The organism is Rhodanobacter denitrificans (assembly GCF_003335105.1).
Classification (GTDB): domain Bacteria; phylum Pseudomonadota; class Gammaproteobacteria; order Xanthomonadales; family Rhodanobacteraceae; genus Rhodanobacter; species Rhodanobacter denitrificans_A.
In genome coordinates, this window is the sequence record NZ_QFWQ01000011.1 from 75,352 (window position 1) to 99,312 (window position 23,961).

Below are 23,961 nucleotides of genomic sequence, written 5' to 3' on the forward strand. Positions count from 1 at the left end.
GCCATGGGCTGCCTGCCGGTCCTGCTGTTGCTTCCGCTAGGATTCGGCGTCGGCTACCTGTTCGCCGGCAACAGCGGCGCCTTGTGGGGTGCCGGTACTGGCCTGCTGCTGGGCTTGCTGTCGATGGCCTTGTTCATCAAGGCGCTACGCGGGCGTCGCTAGAGCTTGAGATAAACGCGCCGCCGATCCATCGCCCACACGATCAACCACCACAGCGCCACGAACACCACGGCGAACGCCAGCGACGCCACGTATGGGCCGAAGCGCGGCGTCATCCAGCCGGCGAACAGGTGCTGGTAGAGCGGCTCCTGCCAGCCCAGCGCGGGCAGCGCGATCTGCATCAGTTCGGAACCGGCGTAGGCGGCGATCGCGTTGACGCCGAAGCGGCGGCCCCATGCCGGCCAGCCGCGCCGGTCGATCAGCATGTGGAACGCCAGCAGCGCGAGCGTGGCCCAGCCGGTGGTCCACAGCACGAACGAGGGCGTCCACAGGTTCTTGTTGAACGGCAGCCATGGCGACCATAGCGCACCGAGCAGCAGCGACAACACGCCGGCGAATAGCAGGCGCCCGGTTTTCTCCTCGCGCAGCCAGCATCCGGCGCGCAGGCCAAGCAGGGTGCCGGCCAACGACGGCAAGGTAGAGAGCAGGCCTTCCGGATCGTGGCCGCGGCCGGTCGCCGGATCGATCAGGTAGACGAAGCGGCCGAACAACGCACTGTCGAAACGGCTGGCGATATTCGTCCACGGCTCCAGCGAGCCGCCGAGCAGGAGCAACCCCCAGTAGCCGAGCAGCAAGGCCGCGATCGCCCCCCACTGCGTGCGTGGTTTCGTGTAGACCGCGAACAGCGCCACGCCGGCGAAGCACAGTGCGATCCGCTGCAGCACGCCGGGGAATCGCAGGTGCGCCTGCGGCAGCCACCACGCCGCCAGCAGGTTGATCGCCACGCCGAGCGTGAGGATGCGCAAGGCACGCCACATCGCGGCGCGGGTCAGCGCGGACGGCGAAGCGCCCTGCTCCAGCCGCGGCAGGATCGCCAGCGCCACCGACACGCCGACCACGAACAGGAAGAACGGAAACACCAGGTCGGTCGGCGTGCAGCCGTTCCACGCCGCGTGCTCGAGCGGCCAGTAGACGTGGGCCCAGTCGCCCGGATCGTTGACCAGCAGCATCGCCGCCACGGTGAAGCCGCGCAGGGCGTCGAGCGAGGCGAGGCGCCGCGCCGGCGTCATGGCGCAGGCACCAGGCTCACCCGGCCCAGCGCATACAACGGCCCGTCGATCGGCGCTGTATAGATCAGGCACAGCGCATGTTCGCCGGCCGGCGCGGGCAGCCGCGCCTCGAGCCTGAACTCGCGCGAGGCGTGCGCGGGATCGGGCAGCGGCATCGTGGCCAGCACGGCGCCGTCGCAGCGGTCGGCGCGCACCACCAGCTCGCCGAACGGCGTGGCATGCGGGTGCACCACCACCAGCTTCTGCTCGTGCGCCAGCGCGAAGTTGCGCGGCAGCCGCACAGCTTCGACGCGGATCGCGCCGATGCCGTCCAGCAGCGTGGGCGGGAACAGCTGGCAGGTGTTGAACACGTTCACCGCGTACACCGGCTGGGTGCTGGCGGCGTCCGGCGCGGGCTGCAGGAGCAGCCGGAAATCGCTGCCGGGGCAGTTCGCCAGCATCGTGCCGGGCAGGCTCAGCAGCGCGGCGCGGTCCAGCACGCGCTCGCGCGGCGCGGCCAGCGCGCTGCCGTCGGCGGCGTAGCTGGCGGCGCGCACAGTGGCCGGCAGGGTCACGTTGAACGGCGCGTCGTAGCGCGGCGAGGCCGGCGTGGGCGCGCTGCCGTCCAGCGTGTAACGGATGGCGCCGATGCTGGTCTGGTTGGCCAGCGTGACCGTGGCCCTGCCGGTGGCCAGCGCCACGTTGCGGTCCACCGCGATGTCCACCGCGAAGGCGGTGTCGGCATAGCCGATGCGCTGCGCGCGGTAGCGTGCGAGCTGGGCCGGCAGGCGGGCGAGGAAGCCCGGCCAGACCAGCGCGGCCGGCGGCGACCACGCCACTTCGGCCAGCGCGTCCAGCCGCGGGAACACCGCATGTTCCACGTGCGCCATGGTCGGCATGTGCTCGGTCCACACGTTGGCCTGCACGCCCAGCACGTGCCGCGCCTGCGCCGCGTCCAGCACGGCTGGCACGGTCGGGATGGCGTACACGTTCTGCAGCGACTCCACGCCGAGGCGGCCGGCGTACGCGTCGGCGGCATCGCCCTGCACGTGGTCGAAGTACAGGACCGGCGAGGACGACAGCACCACGTCGTGGCCGAGCAGGGCGGCCTTGATCGCGCCGTCGGTGCCGCGCCAGGACATCACGGTGGCGTCGGCCGGCAGGTGGTCGCCCTCGAGGATCTCGTCCCAGCCGACCAGCCGGCGGCCGTGCTGTCCGAGGTACTGGCCGACGCGGTCGATGAACCAGCCCTGCAGCGTGTTCTCGTTGGCGATGCCCAGCGCATGCATCCGCGCCTGCACCGCGGGCGAAGCCTGCCACTGGTCCTTGATCGCCTCGTCGCCGCCCACGTGGATGTAGGTCGAGGGGAACAGCGCCATCACCTCGTCCAGCACGTGGTCGATGAAGGTGAAGGTGTCGTCATCGACGTTGTACAGCCAGGGATTGATGCCGGAGTCGGCGGACACCTGCGGCCGCTGGCCGGTGACGCCGATCCGCGGATACGAGGCTACCGCCGCTTGCGCATGGCCGGGCATGTCCAGCTCCGGCACGATGGTGATGTGGCGAGCGGCGGCGTAGGCCACCACGCGGCGGATCTCGTCCTGGGTGTAGAAGCCGCCGTAGCGCTTCGGCTCGCCGTCGCGGCCCGCGCCGGGCGGCGTGCGCCAGGCGCCGATGCGAGTGAGCTCTGGGTAGCGCTTGATCTGGATGCGCCAGCCCTGGTCGTCGGTGAGATGCCAGTGGAACGTGTTGAGCTTGTGCTGCGCCATCTGGTCCAGCAGGCGCTCGATCTCGTCGACCGTCTGGAAGTGCCGCACGGAATCCAGCATCAGGCCGCGCCAGGCGAAGCGGGGCTGGTCGCGGATGGACAGCGCGGGCACATCGACCGCGCCCTGCTTCGCATCGGGAGTGAGCAGTTGCCACAGGGTCACCGCGCCGTAGAACAGGCCGGCGTCGTCGCGCGCACTGACCCGGATGCCTTGCGGCGTGACATCCAGCGCATAGCCTTCGCGGTTCGCCACCGGCGCGGCGGGATCGTGCTGCAGCACGATCGTGCCTGCGGCGGCCGCGCCGTGCTTCAGCGGCAGGTGCAGGCCGCGGGTGCGCGCGACGAGGTCGGCCAGCCAGGCGCCGGTGCGGCGGGTCGAGGCGGCATCGTCGGCGAGCACGATCGGCGTGTGCGCATCGACGGTGAAGCTGCCGGCATCGACGCGCAGTTGCGCCGGCAGCGGCAGCAGGGCGGGAATCGGCGGCTCGGCGGCCCGGGCGAAGCCGGCGAGGCCCAGTGCCAGGGTCGCGCACCCGAGCAGGATCAAACGGCGGGTCATCGGCGGTCTCCGTCGCAACAGGTGCATCACGCTAGCAAAAAAGCGGGCCCGGCAAGATGGGGCCGGGCCCGGTTGGGGAGGATGCGGAGCCGTCCGTGGCCCGCTTCGCGGTGGAACAGGGTCAGAACAGGGTCAGAGCTTCAAACGCAGGTTCAGGTAGTACTGCCGGCCGTTGTCGTAGAACGCGTACGGCTGCTTCCCGTAGGTGGCGTTCTGCGTGTAGTACTTCAGCTTCGGATTGTTGAGGTTCATCGCGTCGAGCGACAGCGAGATGTGGTCGTTGAGCTGGTAGCCCAGCGACACCGCGAGGTTGCCGATGCCCTGCTGGAAGTAGGTGTCGGTACGGCTCACGCCGGCATAGAACGCCGAACGGTAGGTGTAGCTGACGCGGGCGTTGAACTGCTTGTTCTCGAAATAGCCCGACACGTTGTAGGTGTTCTTCGAGGTGCCCTGCAACGGCTTGTCCCCCGTGGCGTGGCCGTCGGCATAGGTGTAGTTGGCCTGCACGCCGAAGTTGTCGCCGATCGGCTGGATGTAGTTCAGCTCCACGCCGCGGACCTGTCCGTTGACGTTGGTCGGCACGCTGATCAGGTAGTTCGAGAACACGTCGTGGCCGGCAGCCTGGCTGGCCGGCATGTCCTTGAAGCTGCGCGTCTGGTTGCCGAAGGTGACGTAGTCCTTCAGGTTCATCGCGTACACGCCGGCCGACAGCAGGCCGCGCGGCGCGAAGTACCATTCCGCCGCGGCATCGAAGTTGCTCGATATCAGCGGCCTGAGCTGCGGATTGCCGCCGCTGCCGGTGTGGGTGAGGTCGTCGGCCGACACCGAGCCGGCCAGCGCCGAGTAGTCCGGACGGGTCATCGTCTGCGACGCGGCGAAGCGCAGCAGCAGGTCGTCGGTGACGGCAAGCTTGAGGTTGGCGCTGGGCAGGAACTTATCGTAGCTGTGCCGGTAGGTGTTCCAGTAGTAGTCGCCGAAGGCCGAGCCGGTGATCGGGCCGGTGACCGTGCTGGCCGCGGCATCGGGCGCGGTGCTGCTGTAGCCGATGTCCTCCTTGGTCTTCACGTAGCGCACGCCGATATTGCCGCTGGCGATGCCGGACTCGAAGTTCAGCTGCAGGTAGGCGGCCGTGTCCTTCTCCCCGACCCTGTAGATGTCGTTGAAGTAGAAGCGCCCGACCGGATCGCGGTTGGCGAACTTCGCGTCGATCTGCGCCAGTTGGCCCGGCGTCCAGAACCAGATCGGGCCGGGGAAGCTGCCGCCGAGCGAACCGTTGAAGCCGCCGGGATAGCTGCTGTAGGTGCCGGTCGGATAGGCGGCCGGGTTCTGCCAGTCGGAAGCCCAGTTCGGACCCTGCGCCACTTCGAACGGGTTCGCGCGGGTGTGCTTGGCATAGCGGCCGCCGAACTGCAGCGAGGTGACCGCGTCGTTGTCGAAGCTGAGCTCGCCGTCGAACTGCGCCCAATCCTCCTTGTCCTTCACCTTGATGCCCTGGCCGCCGAAAATCCAGCCGGCGGACGGCAGGATGCCCGACGGCGAGCTGTTGTCGCCGCCCAGCGTCCAGTTGATCGGCTGGCCGATGCCGCGCATGTTCCAGCTGGCGCCGGCGCCGCTGGCCGTGCCCAGTTCGATCACGTCCTGGGTCGGGCTGCTGCCGGTGCCGCGGGTGGTGCCGACCTGGCCCTTGAGGTCGAGGTGGTCGGTGACGCGCCAGTCGGCATCGAGGGTGAGGTACTTCGATTCCGACGACGCGCCGGGGCGGGAGATCTGGTCGTAAACGCCGTAGGCGCCGGTGCCGCCGGCGATCGAGCCGCTGGTGACCACGTTGTTGTTGATCGAGTTGGCGGTCAGCACGCCGCCGCCCGCCAGCGCGCTGCTGGCCCACATCATGTAGTTGCGGTTGTAGTTGTCGGCCTTGAGCTTGGAGTAGAAGCCGCTGAGGTCGAGCGTGAGGTTGTCAGTCGGCTTGACCTGGAAGTCGATCACGCCGCCCTTGCGCTCGCGCTGCTGGGTGAACAGCACCGCACCGATCTCGTTCGGGTAGTACACGGTGTTGCCGCCGACCGTGGTGGGCAGGTAGCCGCCCACCACCTCCTGGCCGTTGCGCTGCAGACTGCGCTTCTCGTAGAAGCCCTGCACCAGCACGCCGGCGGTGTTGGCGTCGTTCTTCCAGTTGAACAGGCCGCTGAACTGCGGCTTGGTGTCGCCGGGCAGGTCCGAATACACGCCGCCGATCGAGGCCTCGGCGGTAACCGGCTTGGCGAACTCCAGCGGCTTGCGCGTGATGATGTCCACCGAACCGGCGCTGCCGCCTTCGACGATGCTGGCCTCGGAGGTCTTGTGCACCACCACCTGGCTGACGATCTCCGACGGCAGCAGGGTGTAGCTCACGCTGCGGCCCACGGTCTGCACCTGGCTCAGCACGAACCAGTCACCGGTGCCTACGGTATGGCCGTTGACCAGGGTCTGGGTGAGGCTGGGCGCGGTACCGCGCAGGCTGACGCGGTCGCTCTCGTCGAAGCCGCCTTCGCTGGCGCTGGACGAACTGATGTTGACGCCGGGCAGGCGCTGCAGCGTGTCGGCCACGTTCTTCGCCGGCAGCTTGCCGATGTCCTCGGCGGTGACGACCTCCACGTGCGAGGCCGCCTCCTTCTTCAGCGCCAGCGACTCGGCCTCGCTGTTGCGGATGCCGGTGACGATCACCGTGCTCAGGGTCCTGGCCTGCTTCTCCTTTGCATGGTTCTGGCTGGACTGGCTGTCGGTGTTCGCCTGGCTGTCCTGCGCATACAGCGCGCCGGAAACGCACAGGCTGGCGATGATGCTCGCGGCTAGCAATGTCTTGCGGTAGTTCATGATCTCCTCCCCTCAGAGGCTGGCTCGAATCAAGACCGGCATGACGACGGTCGCGGATGTTGTGCAAAGGCTGGCTCGGCGCCGTGCTGGCGGATGACGGTCATCCCGTGGCTCCGTCCCGTCCATCCAGAAACCAGCCTGCGGCGCCGATGACACCAAGCTGGCCGTGCTCGATCAGTCGTACTGGAACCTGCTGCAGATAGGCGCGCATCACGCCCTTGTTGAAGTAGCGTTCGGCGAACGTGCTGGCGCGCAGGAACGGCTGGATCTGCGGCAGGATGCCGCCGGCCAGGTAGGCTCCGCCGCGGGCGCCGTACAGCAGCACCAGGTCGCCGACGAAACTGCCGAGCAGGCCGCAGAACACCTCCAGCGCCTCCACCGCGGCGACGTCATGGCCGGCCAGCGCGGCAGCGGTCACCTCGGCTGGCGTGAGCGCGCGGGCGCCGCCGCCGCGCAGCTCGCACAGCGCGCGATAGAGCCTGAGCAGGCCCGGGCCGGACAGCGCGTCCTCGAACGGCACGTGCGAATGCTGGCGTCGGAACAACCGCAGGATCTCGATCTCGCGCTCGTTGCCGGGCGCCAGCGCGACCTGCCCCGCCTCGGTGGCCAGCACCTGCGCGCGCGGCTGGCCCGGCAGCAGCACCGCCGAACCCAGCCCGGTGCCCGGCCCCATCACCAGCACCGGCCCGGGCGCCGACGGCAGCGTGGCATCGATGACCGGCTGCGTCTCGTCGGCGCCGATGAACTGGGTGGCGTAGGCGAGCGCTTCGAAATCGTTGATCACCATCAGCCGCCGGATGCCGAGGCCGTCGCGGATCTCGCGGATCGACACCGGCCACGGCAGGTTCTCGTTGACGATCGCGTCGTCCAGCACGTAGCCGGCGCAGGCCACCGCGCAATGGCGCAGCTGTTCGCGCAGCGCCGCGTGCGGCGTGCCGGCCAGCTGGTCGACGAAGTCCTGCAGCATCGCGGCGAGGCCGGACCAGTCGGCGCAGCTGTAGCGGTGGTAGTGCAGCACGCTGACCGGACGCCGGCCGGATGCCCGGCCCGCGACCAGGCCGATGCGCGCATGCGTGCCGCCGATGTCGGCGGCCAGGAACGGCTGCCCCGGATCCGGCACGTCCAGGCCGGCCGGATGCGACGCTCCGGCGGGCGCCGCCGACTTCGCCGCATGATGCTGGTTTGCGACTCCCCCCACCCCGTTCTCCCGTGGCCGATGGTTTTCCGATCCGGACGCACTGGATCGGCGCAGGCCCGGCTGGCCTGATTCGGGCGAAGTCTGTGGTCACGATGACAACGTTGTCAATCCTGTCACAGCCGATTCTTGGAACATTCGATGTGGCACCGCCGCATAGCTGTCGCGACACTCCCGGGCGCATCCCCGAGATGACGGAGTTCACGGCTTGTTTCGCTGTGTTTTCGTTGGAATCCACCGTGCGTTCCCGACCTGCTGCATCGCCACATCAATCGTCTCGAACAGCCGTCCGGACGGCTCGACCCCAGCGGCAATCGGAGGTCCTCCGTTGGCACGAATTGACAACGTTGCACTTTTCGGCGAATAAAGGGACATCCCGTCTGTCCCGGCCACCCGGCCGAAGCGACACGGCCGGGCCCCGGGGAGAACGAGACCATGGCGACAACGCAGGCGGCGATGCAGGCCGATCGCACCAACCTCGGACCGATGCTGGTCATCGGCCTGCTGTTTTTCATCTTCGGCTTCGTCACCTGGCTCAACGGGCCGCTGATCACCTTCGTCAAGCTGGCCTTCGATCTCGACGACGTGAACGCGTTCCTGGTGCCGATGGCGTTCTACCTGTCGTACTTTTTCCTGGCGCTGCCGTCGTCGGCGGTGCTTCGCCGCACCGGCATGAAAAAGGGCATGGCACTCGGCCTGTTCGTGATGGCGGTCGGCGCGGTGCTGTTCGGCCAGTTCGCCACCATGCGGCTGTATCCGGGCGCGCTGACCGGGCTGTTCGTGATCGGTGCCGGGCTGTCGCTGCTGCAGACCGCATCCAATCCCTACATCAGCATCCTCGGCCCGATCGACAGCGCGGCGCAGCGCATCGCCTTCATGGGCATCTGCAACAAGCTGGCCGGCGCGATCGCCCCGTTCGCGTTCGGCGCGCTGGTGCTCAGCGGCATCGGCAGGTTCGGCCAGCAAGTCGAGTCGGCGCCGACGCCGGAGGCGCGCGACGCCCTGCTCAACGCGTTCGCCGGCAAGGTGCACCTGCCGTACATGGTGATGGCGGGCCTGCTGGTGGTGCTGGCGATCTGGATCGCGCGCTCGTCGCTGCCGGAGATCAGGCCGGCCGGCGCCAACAGCGAGCAGGCGATTGGCCACCGCGACGGCAGCATCTTCAGCTTCCCGCACCTGTGGCTGGGCGTGCTGTGCCTGTTCCTCTACGTGGGCGTGGAAGTGATGGCCGGCGACGCGATCGGCACCTACGGCCAGGGCTTCGGCCTGCCGCCGGACGCCACCAAGCACTTCACCTCGTACACGCTGGTCGGGATGCTGGCCGGCTACCTGGCCGGGCTGGCGCTGATCCCGCGCTTCATCACGCAGCAGCGCTACCTGGCGGTATCGGCGGTGCTGGGCGTGGCCTTCGCGCTCGGCGCCTACCTCACCCACGGCTACCTTTCGGTGGCGTTCGTGGCAGCGCTGGGCTTCGCCAACGCGATGATGTGGCCGGCGATCTTCCCGCTGGCGATCAACGGGCTCGGCCGCCACACCGAAGCTGGCTCGGCGCTGCTGATCATGGGCATCGCCGGCGGCGCGGTGGTGCCGCAGCTGTTCGTGCACCTGAAGCAGCACGTCGACTTCCAGCTCGCGTTCACGCTGCTGATGGTGCCGTGCTACCTGTACATCCTGTATTACGGGCTGGCCGGCCACCGGGTCGGCCAGCGCGCGGCGCGCTGAATCGCGGATTCGCCACGCTCCGGGCCATACGCTAGGATGCATGCGCCGCCGCGTCCGTGCGCGGCTCCGTCGGCACCATGGCGCGCCCGGCGTATCAGGTCCTTTCGATGCACGAGGTTCAGCGGTTGCGCAGCGCCACCATCAAGGATGTCGCGGAACGTGCGGGCGTCTCGCTGAAGACCGTCTCGCGCGTGATCAACAACGAGCCGTCGGTGCACCCGCGCACGCGTGCGAAGGTGCAGCGCGAGATCGACGCGCTCGGCTACCAGCCCGACCCCTCCGCACGCAGCCTGCGCAGCACCCGTGCCTACGCGATCGGGCTGGTCTACGACAACCCGAACGCGCACTACGTCATCAACCTGCAGCACGGCGTGCTGGCGGCATGCCGCGCGAACGGCTTCGGCCTGCAGATCCATCCGTGCGACTCGTCCTCGCCGAAACTGGCCGACGAGCTGCGCGAACTGGCGCAGCGTTCGCGCCTGGCCGGGCTGGTGCTGGCGCCGCCGATGTCCGAGCAGCCGGCGCTGATCGATGCGCTGAGCCAGGCGCAGGTGCCGTTCATCCGCATCATCTCGGCGCGCAAGGATCCGCAGGACGGCCACCCGTGCGTCTACGTCGACGACCGCGACGCCGCCTACGCCATCACCGAGCACCTGATCCAGCTCGGCCACCAGCGCATCGGCTTCCTGTGGGGCGGCCGCGAACATCGCTCCAGCCTGGAACGCTACCAGGGCTATGAGGATGCGCTGAAGGACTACGGCATCGCGCTCGACCGCAAGCTGATCGTGCCCGGCGACTACACCTTCGACGACGGCTTCCGCGGCGCGCGCAAGTTGCTGGCGCTGAAGGAACGCCCCAGTGCGATCTTCGGCTCCAACGACGAGATCGCCGCCGGCGTGCTGGCCGCGGCGCACTCGGACGGCCTCAACGTGCCGTACGAACTGTCGATCGCCGGCTTCGAGGACAGCCCGTTCTCCAAGCAGTCGTGGCCGGCGCTGACCACCGCGCGCCAGGCCACCGAGGAAATCGCGCGGCACGCCGCGCAGCGGCTGATCGGCGACCTGCAGCGCGCGGCCAACGGCGAGCCGCTGGTGAGCCGCAACGAAGGCTTCAGCCCGGAACTGGTGGTACGCGGCTCCACCGCGCCGCGGCACACCGCGCCGTCCGGGCGCGGCGCTGGCGGCCGGCGCAAGCCGGCTACTTGACGTTGTCGGTCTGCCCGATGAAGCGGGCGACGTTGTCGTGCAGCTGCTTCAGCGACGTCTCGTGCGCGTACACCATGTGCCCGGACGGATACCACGCATAGCTGATGTTGCGCTCCAGCGCGGCCGGGATCGGCAGGTGGTGCATCTCGTAGTCGGCGGCGAAGTACGGCGTGGCCAGGTCGTAGTAGCCACCGTGGAGATAGACCTTGAGGTTGGGGTTGGTTTTCATCGCCATGGCCAGGTCCGGCATCACGTTGGTCGAAGATTGCAGCGCCTCGCCGTGCACGCCGGGCGCCTTGTGCGAGAAATCCCAGTGCTTGACGTCGGCGAACAGCCGGTACTGCCGGCCCTGGCCGAACTTAAGCTCGCGCCGCACGTAGTCGTTGAACGCGGCCACGTAGGCCGAGCTGATCGCCGAGGACTGCGGGTCGTACTCGGAATCCTTGCTCAGCGGGTCGATCGACGGCCCGGCGAAGCGGCTGTCCAGCCGGCCGGTGGTGATATCGCCGTCGTTTTGCAGCTCGTGCTCGAACATGCCGCCGGTCACGCGCAGGTTCGCCTTGAGCAGGTAGGCCACCGGCAGGCCGGTGTACTCGTGCAGCTTCTGCGCCACCGCCTGCCTGCGCGCATCGTCCAGGCGCGAGCCGGCCATCAGCGCCTGCGCGTAATCGCCCAGCGCATACTGCTCCACCTCGCGCAGGAACGGCTCCAGCACGGCCGGCTGCTGCGGCAGCTTGTGGTGGTAGAACGCGGTGGCGGCAAAGGTCGGCAGCGCCAGTTCGTATGGCAGGTCGATACCGGGATTGAACTCCGGCCCGTCGATGCTGGTGTCGAAGCTCAGGATCTGCGAGAGCAGGATCACCCCGTTGAGGTCGACGCTGTCCTCGTTCTCCAGGATGTTCGCCAGCACCGCCGAGCGGGTGGTGCCGTAGCTTTCGCCGAACAGGTACTTCGGCGAATTCCAGCGGTCGTACTTCGACAGGAAGCGGGTGACGAACTGCGCGAACGCATGGCCGTCGCCGTCCACGCCATAGATCGCCTTGCGGCGCTCCTTCATCTGCTCGTCGCGCTTGGACTTGTCCGTGTCGGCGGCGATCAGGCGGCTGAAGCCGGCGCCGGGGGCATCGATGAACACCAGGTCGGAGGCGTCGAGCAGGCTGTAGTCGTTGTTGACCAGCCCATACGGCGCCGCCGGCGTGTGGCTGTCGTCGCTGGTGACCACGCGCTTCGGCCCGAACGCGCCCATGTGCAGCCACACCGTGGCCGAACCGGGACCGCCGTTGTAGATGAAGGTGACCGGCCGCTTCGTCGCGCTCGCCCCCTTCTTGAAGTAGGCGACGTAGAACATGCTGACCTGCGGCTCGTCCTCCTTGTCACCCGTGCCATGCAGCACCAGGGTGCCGGCCACCGCCTTGTAGTCGATGCGATGGCCCTCGACCGACACCGAGCCCTCGCTGGCCGACGACTGCGGCTCGACCAGCGCCGCATCGGGCTTCTCCGGCTTGGCCTTGTCGTCCTTCTTGTCCGGGGCGGCGACCGCGACCGCGCTCAGCAACAGCGCGGCCAACGCCGCGACGAAAGGAAGTTTGCGCATGGTCCGGAGTCCCCTGTGACTGGGACGCCATCGCCCCGAAGCGTTGCAGCATAGGCACCACGGCCGCGCGATTTCATAGCCCAGAAGTCACTGCTCAGCCGTTCGCGATCACCCCGATCGCCAGCAACGCCAGCGCCACGCCGGCGTGGTTGAGCCGGCTCAGCCGTTCGCGGAACAGCAGCAGGCCGACCACGGCGCCCAGCGCCACCACGCCGAGGTTCATGCTGGCGAAGACCAGTGCCGGGTGCCCGGGCAGCGCGCGGTGGCCGCGCAGGTAGAACAGGATGTTGCCGAAGTTGGCCAGTCCGAGCACGAGGCCGGCCAGCGCGTTGCGCACGGTGAAGCGGGCCTGCCCGCGCACGCGCCGCCACAGCTGCAGCGCAAACGCCACCAGCAGTGCCAGCGCGAACATCGCCTCCAGCGACGCCCCCAGCGGCACGCCGGACTGCGCCACGCGCTTGAACAGGATGTCGATCACGCCGAAGCCGCCGAACACCGCCAGCGGATACAGCCAGCCCGCGGCGCCGCGCTCTGCGCTGCCGCCTCCGCCGCGCCAGACCATGCACAGCAACGCGAGCAGGCCGAGCGCGATGCCGAGCGCCTTGAACGCGGTGAGCCGTTCGCCGAACAGCGCGAACGCGGCCAGCAGCGAGAGCAGCAGCGACAGCCGCTGCGCCGCGTCGCTGCGCACGATGCCGGCATGGCGCACGGACGCGGCCAGCGCCAGGAAGATCGTCGGCAGCAGGAGGCCCAGCGCGGCCAGTGCCAGCCATGGCGCGCCGGGTTCGCGCAAGGTGACCAGCGACGGTTGCAGCAGCAGCGCGGTGAGCGCGCCGGCGACCACGTAGTTCCAGGCGATCGCCTGGCCCACGTCGATGCCGAAACGCCGCGCCAGCTTCAGCAGCACCGACACCAGCACGCTGCACATGACGCTGAGCAGGACGTAGATCATGCGTCGCCCGCCGGCGCCGGCTCACAGCGCATCGAGCGGGATCTTCAGGTAACGCACGCCGTTCTCCTCGGCCGGCGGCAGCTGGCCGGCGCGCATGTTCACCTGCACCGCCGGCAGCAGCAACGCCGGCGCCGCCAGCGTGGCATCGCGCGCCTCGCGCAGGCGCACGAACGCGTCCTCGCCGATGCCGTCGCGTGCGTGGATGTTGTCGCGACGCTCGGCGCCCATCGTGGTCTCGTGCAGGAATTCGTGGCGATCTCCGGCCTGGTAGTCGTGGCAGAGGAACACCCGGGTGGCGTCCGGCAGGGCGAACAGGCGGCGGATCGAGCGGTACAACGTGCGCGCGTCGCCGCCGGGAAAGTCGCAGCGCGCGGTGCCGTAGTCGGGCATGAACAGGGTGTCGCCGACGAATGCCGCGTCGCCGACTAGATGGGTCATGCAGGCGGGCGTGTGGCCGGGCGTGTGCAGCGCCACCGCCTCGATGCCGCCGACCATGTAGCGCTCGCCGTCCGTGAACAGGTGGTCGAACTGGCTGCCGTCGCAGCGGAAGCCGGGGCCGGCGTTGAACAACCGGCCGAAGGCATCCTGCACCGCGCGCACATGCTCGCCGATGCCGAGCCGGCCGCCGAGCTGCTCCCGCACGTACGGCGCCGCCGACAGGTGGTCGGCGTGCACGTGGGTGTCGATCACCCAGTCCAGCTGCAGGCCCCGCGCCCGCACGAACGCGACCAGCGCATCGGCGCCGGCGTGGCCGGTGCGCCCTGCAGCTGCGTCGTAGTCGAGCACGCTGTCGAACACCGCCGCCCTGCCGCTGGCCGGATCCCATGCCACGTAGCTGAAGGTGTGGCTGGCGGCATCGAAGAATGCCTGCACCTCGGGGCGGCGCATTGTCATTTCCTTGCCTCGCATGGTGACCGGAGTTCGCAAGACGTCGGAATGGCGGCCATGGTTTCCTTTCTCGCAGATGCGGGCGCGCAGATTATGGCCCCTGCGCGACCCGCCGACGCGTCATGCCGGCTGCGTGGCCTGTTCCGCGGTGAGGCGCCGGGCGACTCGCGCGAAACTTGCTGCGGTGGCGGCATTCGCCGGTGCGAAGAAGAACGCGGTGGCACGGTCGACGTGGTCGCTGTCGCGGATCGGCAGGCGCATCGAGTGGATGCTGAGGTCGCCGAATTCGGGATGGAAGAACGGCACCGTGATCGCGCTCAGCGGCGCCGTGTGGCAGCGCTGCCACAGTTCGACGAACTCGGCGCTAGCCGCGCTCAGCGCCTCGATCAGCTGATTGAAGCGCGGGTCTTCCGGATGCGCCGCCTGGTTCATGCGGTACATGCCGAGCAGGTTCAGCGCGCCGTTCTCGAAATCCGGGTACAGGCGCCGCCGCGCCGGGTTCATGAACGCGTTCCACAGGTGGTTGTCGGCGAACGGGCCGCCGAAATCGCCGAAGTCGTACAGGCATTCGGCCATGCGGTTCCAGGCCAGCACGTTGAACACCGTGTCCAGCACGAAGGCCGGCGCCTGGTACAGGTCCAGCACCTGGTGCATCACCGCGGGCAACTGGAAGTGGTGTTCCGGCACGTCGGTGCGGGTCAGCCCCATCAATGCGAACAGGTAGGCCTCGTCGGTCGGCGACAGCGACAGCGCTCGGGCGATCCGCGCCAACGTCGCGGTCGAGACATTGATCGCACGGCCCTGTTCCAGCCACGTGTACCAGGTGACGCCGACCTGGGCCAGCGCCGCCACCTCTTCGCGACGCAGACCCGGGGTCAGCCGGCGCGGTCCGCGCGGCAAACCGGCCGCCTCGGGCGTGAGCGCGGCGCGGCGCGCGCGCAGGAAGGCCTTCAGCTCGGTGCGTTGCATGGATGCGTTCATGGGCAACCCGGGGTGGTAGTGGGAGTACCGGCAGTGGGGACTGCCTTCCCATGCTAATCGCGGCGACCTATGGTCGCCTGTCCCCCAAGTCATGTGCCCGCGCGCCGGCCATGCAGCCATGCCAACCCGCCACCACCTCCCCGCCGCCACCCGCCCGCGACGCGGCAGCCCGTCACGGCGCGCCGCGCGCAGGCGTCCTTGCGTCAATCCATGCAGGAGATCGACATGTCGTTGCTCCCCATTCCCACCCTCATCCACGCCGCGCGCAACGACGCGCTCGCCGAATTCCTCGCGCACGCCCGGCTGATGCTGGACCCGGCCACCCCGGAATCGGCGCGGCGCGACGCCGAGCCCCGCCTGCTGGCGCAGCTGCCGGCCCTGCAGGCGCTGGGCGTGTTCGAACTGTTCGTCATCCGCGACCCGGCGCTGCGCGCGCTGGTGCAGGACGAACTGCTGGCCTGCCGGACCCATGCCGCCTGAACGTTTGCCCGAGCAAAACTGAACTCAAATATATTTGCATTGACAAATATACTTGAGGCAATAGAATGCGCGGCCATGAACTCCGAATCGCTCGCCTTCGCCACCCCCCGGGAAAGCCTGGGTGTCCTGCTCGGCCTCGTGCGCGCGGAGATAGTGCGCGCGATGGAAGCCGAGCTGGCGGCCAAGGGCCTGAACCTGAGCTTCACCCAGTTCCTGATCCTCAAGCGGCTGGCCCGACTCGGCCCGATGTCGGCCACCGAGCTGGCCCGCTCGGTGGAGCTGGACGGCGGCGCGATGACCCGCCAACTCGACCACCTCGAGGGCAAGGGCTACCTGCGCCGCTGCCGGCATGAGCAGGATCGCCGCACCCTGCGGATCGAGCTGACCGACGCCGGCGACGCGCTGTGGCAGGAGCTGACCGACTGCAACGATCGCGTGCTCAGCGCGGCCCAGCGCTCGCTGGACGAGACCGAGCAGGTGCAACTGCACGACTACCTGGAACGCGTGCTGCACGCGCTTCGCGACAAGAACTGACCTTTTCCACCCTGGAATTCTCCATGCGTCTGCATCGACTTGCGGCTGCGGCCGCCCTGACCGTCGCGCTGGCCGGCTGCGTCAGCAGCGGCGGCCTGCACCCGGACGGCAGCCCGACCGATCCGGCCACGCTGAAGGCCGAGCGCAGCTTGGCCGGCGTGAGCGTTTCGCCCGCCGGCTGGCCGTCCACGGACTGGTGGAGCGGACTGGGCGACCCGCAGCTCGATGCGCTGATCGCCGAGGCGCTGCACGACAACCCCGGCCTGGGCGTGGCCGATGCGCGCGCCCGCGCCGCGCAGGCCGCGGCGGGCATCGCCGATGCCGCCCGCGGGCCCAGCGTGAACGTCGGCGCCGCGGTCGCCGGTGCCCGGCCGCCGGCCGCGCTGCTCGGCGACAAGGCGCATTTCGCGATGGCCAAGTACGGCTACGCCAGCTTCAAGTGGGATCTGGATCTGTGGGGCGGCAAGCGCGCCGCGTGGGAGGCCGCGCTGGGCCAGGCGCGCGCCGCCGAGGTGGACGCCCGCGCCGCGCGCATCGAGCTCTCCGGCAACGTGGCCCGCGCTTATGTCCAGCTCGGCTACGCGTTCACCGAGCAGGACCTGGCCGACGCCGAACTGCAGCGCGCCGGTGCGGCGCGCGAGCTGACCCGTCAGCGCGTGGCCGCCGGCATCGACAACCAGATCGCGCTGAAGCAGGGCGACGCCGAAGTGGCCAGCGCCGAGCAGCAGGCGGCGCTGGCCCGCCGCGCGGTCGATGCGGCGCGCTCGTCGCTGTCGGTGCTGCTGGGCAAGGGCCCGGATCGCGGCCTGCAGGTCGAGCGGCCACGGCTGCTGCAGCCGGCCGCGCTGGCGGTGCCGGCGAACCTGCCGCTGGATCTCGTCGGCCATCGCGCCGACCTGGTCGCGGCGCGCTGGCGCGTCGAGGCCACCGGCAAGGACATCAAGGCGGCGAAGACTGAATTCCTGCCCGACATCAGCATCGGCGCGATGGCCGGCGTGATCGCTATGGGCGGCGGCAACCCGTTCACCCTGCCCGCGCGGTTCTACCAGGTCGGGCCGTCGCTCAGCCTGCCGATCTTCGACGGTGGCCGCCTGCGCGCGAACCTTTCGGCCAAGGATGCGCAGTACGACCTCGCCGTGGCGCAGTACAACCAGACCCTGGTCGGCGCGCTCAACCAGGTCGCCGACGAGCTGTCCGCGCTGCAGTCGTTGCAGACGCAGATCGCCGCGCAGCAGCGCGCGCAGGATGCCGCGCAACAGGCGTGGGCGCTGGCCGAGCAGCGCTACAAGGCCGGCATCGGCAGCTACCTGGAAGCGCTCAGCGTGCGCCAGCAGCTGCTCGCCGCCGAACGCGGCACCGCCGCGCTCGAAGCGCAGCAGGTCGACCTTTCGGTGCAGCTGATCCAGGCCCTCGGCGGCGGCTACCAGCCCCTGGCCGACGCGGCCGCCGCCACCCCGTCCCCCACCCCGTCACGTTCCTGAGGCAGCCCCATGTCCAGCCAGACCATCCCCGATTCGAGCGGCAGCGCGGCCGCCAGCCCGCCGGTCGTCCCGCCCGCGAAGAAGAACCCGCGCGGCCTGCTGCTGCGCCTGCTCGGCGGTGCCGTGCTGCTCGCCGTCGTCGGCTGGGCACTGTGGTATTTCCTCGACGGCCGCTGGTACGAAGGCACCGACGACGCCTATGTCAACGGCAACGTGGTGCAGATCACCCCGCAGGTGCCCGGCACCGTGGTCAGCATCGGCGCCGACGACGGCGACCTGGTGCATGCCGGCGACGTGCTGGTGCGGCTCGACCCCAGCGACGCCGACGTGGCGCTGGCCGAGGCGAAGGCGAACCTCGCCAACACCGTGCGCAAGGTGCGCGGCCTGTATTCCAGCGTCAACGGCGCACAGGCCGACGTGGCTGCGCGCAAGACCGCGGTGGACAAGGCCCGCGCCGACTACAACCGGCGCGTGGCGCTGGCGAAGTCCGGCGCGATCTCGGCCGAGGAACTGGCGCACGCCAGCGACGCGCTGACCAGCGCCGAGAGCAACCTGGTCACCGCGCAGCAGCAGTACCAGAGCAGCAAGGTACTGGTCGACGACACCGTGGTCGCCTCGCACCCGGACGTGCAGGCCGCCGCGGCCCGCCTGCGCGCCGCCTTCCTCGATGACGTGCGCGCCACCCTGGTCGCGCCGGTGGACGGCTATGTGGCCAAACGTTCGGTGCAGGTCGGCCAGCGCGTGCAGCCCGGCGCCGCGCTGATGGCGGTGGTGCCACTGCGTGGCGTGTGGGTGGATGCGAACTTCAAGGAGACCCAGCTCACCCGCATGCGCATCGGCCAGCCGGTGACGATCGAGTCCGACGTCTATGGCGGCAAGGTGGAATACAAGGGCAAGGTGCAGAGCCTGGGCGTGGGCACCGGCAGCGCGTTCTCGCTGCTGCCGGCGCAGAACGCCACCGGCAACTGGATCAAGATCGTGCAGCGCATCCCCGTGCGCATCGTGTTCGACGATCCGGCCCAACTGGACAGGCACCCGCTGCGCATCGGCATGTCGCTGAATGTGGACGTGAGCCTGCACGACCAGAACGGCCCGATGCTGTCGCAGCAATCGCCGACCAAACCCGCCTTCAGCACCGACGTCTATCGGCAGCAACTGGCCACGGCCGACCAGGTGATCGGGCAGATCGTCCACGCCAACATGGCCGGCGGCAAGTAACACCAGCAGCTTCCTCCCCTGCATCGCAGGGGAGGGTTGGGGAGGGGTGCTCTTGATCTCTGCGCGACCCTGCGCAACCCCCTCCCGACCTCCCCCTGCTGAGCAGGGGGAGGTGCAATTCAGCCCCATCACCGACTGATCCCGATGACCACCGAATTCCGCCCGCCCAACCTGGCACTGAGCACGATCGGCCTGTCGCTGGCCACGTTCATGCAGGTGCTGGACACCACCATCGCGAACGTGTCGCTGCCGACCATCGCCGGCAACCTCGGCGTCAGCAACAACCAGAGCACCTGGGTGATCACCTCGTTCGCGGTGAGCATGGCGATCGCGCTGCCGCTGACCGGCTTCCTCAGCCGCCGCTTCGGCGAGGTGCGGCTGTTCACCGCCTGCACGCTGCTGTTCGCACTGACCTCGTTCCTGTGCGGCGTGTCGCAGAGCATGGGCATGCTGATCCTGTTCCGCGCGCTGCAGGGCGCGGTGGCCGGGCCGATGTACCCGATCACGCAGAGCCTGCTGATCGGCATCTATCCGCCGGCCAAGCGCGGCATGGCGCTGGCGCTGCTGGCGATGGTGACGGTGGTGGCGCCGATCGCCGGCCCGATCCTCGGCGGCTGGATCACCGACAACTACTCGTGGCCGTGGATCTTCTTCATCAACGTGCCGATCGGCATCTTCGCCAGCATGGTGGTGGCCAACCAGCTGCGCGCGAAAGTGGAGAAGACCGAACGGCCGAAGGTCGACTACGTCGGCCTGATCAGCCTGATCATCGGCGTGGGCGCACTGCAGATCGTGCTGGACAAGGGCAACGACGAGGACTGGTTCAACTCCACCTTCATCATCGTCACCAGCATCGTCTCGGCGATCGGCATCGCGGTGTTCCTGATCTGGGAGCTGACCGACAAGGATCCGATCGTCGACCTGCGCCTGTTCCGCCACCGCAACTTCACCGCCGGCACCATCGCGCTGATCCTGGCCTACGCCGCGTTCTTCGCCATCGGCCTGCTGGTGCCGCTGTGGCTGCAGCGCAACCTCGGCTACACCTCCACCTGGGCCGGCTTCGCCACCGCGCCGATCGGCGTGCTGCCGGTGCTGCTGACCTTCTTCGTGGGCAAGTACGCCACCCGCTTCGACCTGCGCACGCTGGCCTCGATCGCGTTCGTGGTGATGGCCGGCACCTGTTTCATGCGCTCGGACTTCTTCATCGGCATCGACTTCTACCACGTGGCGATGGTGCAGCTGTGGCAGGGCCTGGGCGTGGCGCTGTTCTTCATGCCGGTGCTGACCATACTGCTGTCGGACCTGCAGCAGAACGAGATCGCGTCCGGCTCCGGCCTGGCCACCTTCCTGCGCACGCTGGGCGGCAGCTTCTCCGCCTCGCTCACCACCTTGCTGTGGGAGCGCCGCGCGGTGATCCACCACGAGCAGCTGACCGAGCACATCACCGCCTACAGCCCGACCACGCAGGCCGCGATGCACCAGATCGGCCAGGGCAACCAGGAGGCTGCTGCCGGCGTGCTCAACGACATGATCACCCAGCAGGCCTACCAGATCTCGTTCAACGAGGTGTTCCACGCGCTGGGCTGGATCTTCCTGGCGCTGGTGCTGGTGATCTGGCTGGCCAGGCCGCCGTTTACGCCGAAGGCCAGACCGGCCGCCGGCGGCCACTGAAACCGGCGGCAATCACCGGAACGAGCACGGCCCCGAACGGGGCCGTGCTCGTTTCTACGACCGGCACGCGCCAGTCAGATGTCGAAGGCGACGCCGACCAGCGCCATCGTCTCGCCGGCGTTCGGGCGATGCAGGCTGCCATTGGAAACGTGCCGGATCGCCACGCTGAAATGCTTCGCCTGCCAGCCCAGCGTGCTGACGAACTGGTAGTGGCTGGACAGCGCGTAGGTGACGTGGTTGGTGGCGGCTAGCTGCTCGCTGAAGAACAGCGGCTGGTACCAGTCGCCGGTGCCGCCCAGGTGGAAGCGTGCACCGGCGGCAAGCAGCGCGACCGAATCGCGGGTGGTGTAACGGCTGTCGGTCGCCACGTGGCGGCCGTCGATCCAGCCGAGCGAAACGTCCGGCGACCAGGTGAAGCGGGTCTGGCCGAGCGGCTGCGGCGCGAATACCGCCTCGACGAAGGCGGCGTTCGTGCCGTGACTGTCCATGTAGCTGCGGCCGGCCTGTACTTCGAACCGGGTGGCAGCCGCCGGCAACGCGGCGGTGGCCAGGGCGAGGATGATGGTGCTGCGGATCAGATGACGTAGGGACATGCGGAGGACCTCGGGGCAGGTGGTCATTTATTGCACCGCATAGTTTACGAAATAAAACCCGTGGCGAGGAGTGCGCCGACGGGTCGATTCCGGCAACGGATTGTTGCGCTGGCGATGTAAAAACCCCGGCACGACGGCCGGGGTCCGGGTACCGCCGAGGGCGGGGAACTACTTGCCGGCCGCCGGTTGCAGGGTCTGGCTGTCCAGGTCCAGCGCGGTCGATTCCAACAGCGTGGCCTGCGGATGCGCCTGGCGGATCGCCGGGGCGAACTGCGCGGCATCGCCGACCACCACCACCGTGCCGGCGCCGGCATCCAGGTGCCTGCCCGCGTACTTCTCGATCTGCTTTGGCGTCACCGCCTGCACCCGGGCGATGTACTTGCCGACTTCGTCCAGCGGCACGCCGTACACCGCCAGCTCGCCGACCTGTTCGGCCAGCCCCGCGGTGGTCTCCAGACTGCGGCCGTAGCCGCCGATCAGGGTGGCCTTGCGCGCGGCCAGTTCGTCGGCGCCGACGCGGCTGTCGCCAAGACGCCTGAACTCGCCCAGCATCAGCTCGACCACCTGCGCCGCGGACGGGTTCTTGGTCTGCGCCGTGGCCAGCCACAGGCCGGTGTCGCGGCGCGGCATCAGGCTGCTGCCGGCACCGTAGGAGAGGCCGCGCTTGATGCGGATTTCCTCGTTCAGCCGCGCCGAGTACGAGCCGCCCAGCACCGCGTTGGCGACCGTGCCCACGTAATAGTCGCCATCGCCGCGCGGCGGCGCGGCATGCGCCGCGACCACGCCGGCTTGGCCGGCACCGCGCTGGTCGATCAGCAGGACCGCCGGCACGCGGCTGGCGGCCTTGCCCGCCGTGCGTACCGGCAGCGGCGTGGCCGGCTTTGGCCAGTCGCCGAAGCTGGCTTGTGCCAGCTGCTGCGCCTGCGCGGGGGTGATGTCGCCGGCCAGGATCAGGATCGCGTTGTCCGGCCGGTACAGCGCCGCATGCAGCCGCAGCACGTCGGCGCGGCCGATCCGCGCGAGCGAAGCCGGCGTGCCGCCGCGCGAATGGCCATACGCGCCTTCGCCGAACACGCCGCGGGCGGCCGCCAGCGAGGCCAGCGCGGCGGGCCGGCTGAGACTGAGGCGCAGATCGTCGAGCGCCTGCGTGCGGGCGCGCTCCAGCTCGGCCGGCGCGAAATCCGGCCGGCGCACCACCTCGGCCAGCAGGCCCAGCGCCTGCGGCAGCTTCGGCGTGGTCACGGTGATGCCGATCGCGCTTTCGTCCCAGCCGGCGGCGGCATCCAGCGAGCCGCCCAGCGCCTCGGCGGCGGCGGCAATCTGCGGCGCGCCCTTGCCGGCGGCGCCCTTGCTCAGCAGGTTCGCGGTGAGATCGGCCAGGCCCGCCAGCAGCGGCGGATCCATCTCGCCGCCACTGCGCACGATCAGCTGCGCGGTGACCAGCGGCAGGCCGGCGCGGCGCACGCTGACCACCTGCAGGCCGTTCGCCAGCGTCTGCGTCGACGGCGTGGGCACGCTCAAATGTAGCGCCGGGCCGGGCACGGGCGGCGTGGCGGGGAAGTCGGCGGCCGGCACGTTGCCAGCGGCGATCATGGCGGCCGTAAAGACGGCCAAACGGCAGGCGTGGATCCGGCGGCTCATTTCGCTACTCCCGATGTCGTCGTGCCCTTGGCGGCCTGCGGCAGGTAGTCGATGGTGACGCTGTGCGCGCCGGTCACGTATTTCTGCAGCACCCGGTGCACGTCCTTTTCGGTGACTTTCTGCAACGCGGTCAGGTCGGTGTTGACGTGTTCCGGGCCGCCGTCGATCAGCGCCGCCTGGCCCAGCGCAAACGCCAGGCCCTGCGCGGTCTGCCGTTGCTTCAGCTCGCCGGTCAGCAGCTGGGTCTTCACCTTGTCCAGCTCGGCGGCGGGGATCGGCTGGGTCGCCAGCCAGATGATTTCCTCGTGCAGCAGCTTCTCCGCCTCGGCCGGCTGGTGCCCGCTGGCGAGGATCGCGTAGGCGGTGAACAGGCCCGGGCCGACCCGGCCGTCGGCATCGGCGCCGACCCGCTGGGCGACCTGGTGGCGATACACCAGCGACTGGTACAGCCGCGAGGAGTCGCCCTGCGAGAGCAGCGCGGCGGCCACCTGCAGCGGAATGCTGTCGGCCGTGTCGGACGCCGACGGCAGCAGCCAGGTGACCGCCACCGCGGGTAGCGGCGCGGTCTCGCTGGTGACGGTGTAGCGCAGGTTCTTCCTGCGCTGCGGTTCCTTTGCGGTGACCTGCGGGATCGGCGCGGCCGGCTTCGGGATCCAGCCGAAGTACTGGTCGACCCAGGCATCGAGCTGCTTCGGGTCGAAATCGCCGGCGACGATGAGGGTGGCGTTGTCCGGGCGGTAAAAGGTTTTGTGGAATGCGATCACGTCCGGCAGCGTCGCCGCATCCAGGTCTTCAATGCTGCCGATGGTCGGGCGCTTGTAGGGATGCACCGTGTACGAGTGCGGGTCGATCGCGTTGAACAGCTTGCCGTACGGGTTGGCCAGCACGCTCTGGCGGTACTCCTCCTGCACCACCGCGCGCTCGGACTTGAAGTTCGCCTCGTCCACGTTGAGGTTGGACAGCCGCTCCGCCTCGGCCCACAGCAGGGTCTGCAGGTGGTTGCTCGGCACCACCTCGAAATAGTTGGTCACGTCGTCGCCGGTGGAGGCGTTGTTGGCGCCACCCACGTCCTCGGTGAGCCGGTCGAACTGCTCGGCATGCATGTGCTTCGTGCTCTTGAACATCAGGTGCTCGAACAGGTGCGCGAAGCCGGAGCGTCCCTGCGGATCGTCCTTGGAGCCGACGTGGTACCACATCTGCACCGCCACGTTCGGGCTGGCGTGATCCTCCACGCTGAGCACCTGCAGACCGTTCGGCAGGGTGCGCTGGTGGTATGGGATCGGCGGGATGGTCAGCTCGGCCGCCGCCACGGGCGGGGTTGCCAGCGCGGTGGCGAGGAGGGTAACGGTGGCCAGCAAGGCGGCCGGGCGCAGTCGCATGGGCTTCGTCCGTTCGGCGGAAAGACGCCACCATAGCAA

At 69.2% G+C, this 23,961-nt stretch carries 19 protein-coding genes; 8 read left to right on the plus strand and 11 right to left on the minus strand.

The genetic code is table 11. The annotated features are described in order from the left end of the window. Positions 1 to 3 precede the first annotated feature (3 nt). Positions 4 to 162, plus strand: coding sequence for a hypothetical protein (locus DEO45_RS16645; protein WP_189339778.1), 159 nt, complete (start codon positions 4 to 6; stop codon positions 160 to 162). On the opposite strand, the gene DEO45_RS15750 is transcribed toward DEO45_RS16645, so the two are convergent. From DEO45_RS15750 to glk, 4 genes are all read right to left on the minus strand, one after another. Next, the gene (locus DEO45_RS15750; RefSeq protein ID WP_114345624.1) at positions 159 to 1,229 is read right to left on the minus strand and encodes an acyltransferase family protein; all 1,071 of its coding nucleotides are present in this window, start codon (positions 1,227 to 1,229) and stop codon (positions 159 to 161) included. The genes DEO45_RS16645 and DEO45_RS15750 overlap by 4 nt on opposite strands. After that, entirely contained in the window at positions 1,226 to 3,535 is a 2,310-nt protein-coding gene (locus DEO45_RS15755; protein ID WP_114345627.1) for a beta-N-acetylhexosaminidase, read from the minus strand. The genes DEO45_RS15750 and DEO45_RS15755 overlap by 4 nt, the downstream gene beginning before the upstream one ends. A gap of 132 nt (positions 3,536 to 3,667) precedes the next feature. Next, entirely contained in the window at positions 3,668 to 6,388 is a 2,721-nt protein-coding gene (locus DEO45_RS15760; RefSeq protein ID WP_114345630.1) for a TonB-dependent receptor, read from the minus strand. Between the two features lie 100 nt (positions 6,389 to 6,488). Beyond that, positions 6,489 to 7,586: a glucokinase gene (glk, locus tag DEO45_RS15765; RefSeq protein WP_114345632.1), complete on the minus strand. Its 1,098-nt coding sequence runs from the start codon at positions 7,584 to 7,586 to the stop codon at positions 6,489 to 6,491. 432 nt (positions 7,587 to 8,018) lie between these two features. Here glk and DEO45_RS15770 point away from each other — a divergent pair, with 432 nt between their 5' ends. After that, positions 8,019 to 9,305 (plus strand): sugar MFS transporter, encoded by a 1,287-nt coding sequence (locus tag DEO45_RS15770; RefSeq protein ID WP_114345635.1) that lies wholly within the window; start codon positions 8,019 to 8,021, stop codon positions 9,303 to 9,305. Between the two features lie 125 nt (positions 9,306 to 9,430). Next, the gene (locus tag DEO45_RS15775) at positions 9,431 to 10,510 is read left to right on the plus strand and encodes a LacI family DNA-binding transcriptional regulator (RefSeq protein WP_114345762.1); all 1,080 of its coding nucleotides are present in this window, start codon (positions 9,431 to 9,433) and stop codon (positions 10,508 to 10,510) included. On the opposite strand, the gene DEO45_RS15780 is transcribed toward DEO45_RS15775, so the two are convergent. From DEO45_RS15780 to DEO45_RS15795, 4 genes are all read right to left on the minus strand, one after another. Then, positions 10,503 to 12,104, minus strand: a complete 1,602-nt coding sequence (locus DEO45_RS15780; protein ID WP_114345639.1) for a S10 family peptidase — start codon at positions 12,102 to 12,104, stop codon at positions 10,503 to 10,505. The genes DEO45_RS15775 and DEO45_RS15780 overlap by 8 nt on opposite strands. Positions 12,105 to 12,198: 94 nt before the next feature. After that, positions 12,199 to 13,056 carry an EamA family transporter gene (locus DEO45_RS15785; RefSeq protein WP_114345642.1) on the minus strand — a complete coding sequence of 286 codons (858 nt, stop codon included), beginning with the start codon at positions 13,054 to 13,056 and terminating at the stop codon, positions 12,199 to 12,201. Between the two features lie 21 nt (positions 13,057 to 13,077). Further along, on the minus strand, positions 13,078 to 13,944 hold the full coding sequence (locus DEO45_RS15790) for an MBL fold metallo-hydrolase (RefSeq protein ID WP_114345644.1): 867 nt from the start codon (positions 13,942 to 13,944) through the stop codon (positions 13,078 to 13,080). Positions 13,945 to 14,064: 120 nt separating this feature from the next. After that, complete coding sequence (locus tag DEO45_RS15795) at positions 14,065 to 14,913, minus strand: helix-turn-helix transcriptional regulator (protein ID WP_114345764.1); 849 nt, start codon at positions 14,911 to 14,913, stop codon at positions 14,065 to 14,067. Positions 14,914 to 15,150: 237 nt separating this feature from the next. Between DEO45_RS15795 and DEO45_RS15800 the strand changes: the two genes are divergently transcribed. The 5 genes from DEO45_RS15800 (at position 15,151) to DEO45_RS15820 (ending at position 20,309) form a co-directional block, all read left to right on the plus strand. Beyond that, complete coding sequence (locus tag DEO45_RS15800; protein ID WP_114345766.1) at positions 15,151 to 15,405, plus strand: hypothetical protein; 255 nt, start codon at positions 15,151 to 15,153, stop codon at positions 15,403 to 15,405. Positions 15,406 to 15,480: 75 nt separating this feature from the next. Then, positions 15,481 to 15,939 carry a MarR family winged helix-turn-helix transcriptional regulator gene (locus DEO45_RS15805; RefSeq protein ID WP_114345646.1) on the plus strand — a complete coding sequence of 153 codons (459 nt, stop codon included), beginning with the start codon at positions 15,481 to 15,483 and terminating at the stop codon, positions 15,937 to 15,939. 23 nt (positions 15,940 to 15,962) lie between these two features. Beyond that, positions 15,963 to 17,420 carry an efflux transporter outer membrane subunit gene (locus DEO45_RS15810; RefSeq protein ID WP_114345649.1) on the plus strand — a complete coding sequence of 486 codons (1,458 nt, stop codon included), beginning with the start codon at positions 15,963 to 15,965 and terminating at the stop codon, positions 17,418 to 17,420. 9 nt (positions 17,421 to 17,429) lie between these two features. Continuing rightward, positions 17,430 to 18,638, plus strand: a complete 1,209-nt coding sequence (locus DEO45_RS15815; RefSeq protein WP_114345651.1) for an HlyD family efflux transporter periplasmic adaptor subunit — start codon at positions 17,430 to 17,432, stop codon at positions 18,636 to 18,638. Positions 18,639 to 18,782: 144 nt separating this feature from the next. After that, complete coding sequence (locus DEO45_RS15820) at positions 18,783 to 20,309, plus strand: DHA2 family efflux MFS transporter permease subunit (protein ID WP_114345654.1); 1,527 nt, start codon at positions 18,783 to 18,785, stop codon at positions 20,307 to 20,309. 74 nt (positions 20,310 to 20,383) lie between these two features. Here the strand turns inward: DEO45_RS15820 and DEO45_RS15825 are convergent, their stop codons facing one another. The 3 genes from DEO45_RS15825 to DEO45_RS15835 form a co-directional block, all read right to left on the minus strand. Continuing rightward, the gene (locus DEO45_RS15825) at positions 20,384 to 20,902 is read right to left on the minus strand and encodes an acyloxyacyl hydrolase (protein ID WP_114345657.1); all 519 of its coding nucleotides are present in this window, start codon (positions 20,900 to 20,902) and stop codon (positions 20,384 to 20,386) included. A gap of 168 nt (positions 20,903 to 21,070) precedes the next feature. Beyond that, complete coding sequence (locus tag DEO45_RS15830) at positions 21,071 to 22,543, minus strand: M16 family metallopeptidase (RefSeq protein WP_114345659.1); 1,473 nt, start codon at positions 22,541 to 22,543, stop codon at positions 21,071 to 21,073. After that, entirely contained in the window at positions 22,540 to 23,922 is a 1,383-nt protein-coding gene (locus tag DEO45_RS15835) for a M16 family metallopeptidase (protein ID WP_114345661.1), read from the minus strand. The genes DEO45_RS15830 and DEO45_RS15835 overlap by 4 nt, the downstream gene beginning before the upstream one ends. Positions 23,923 to 23,961: the final 39 nt, after the last annotated feature.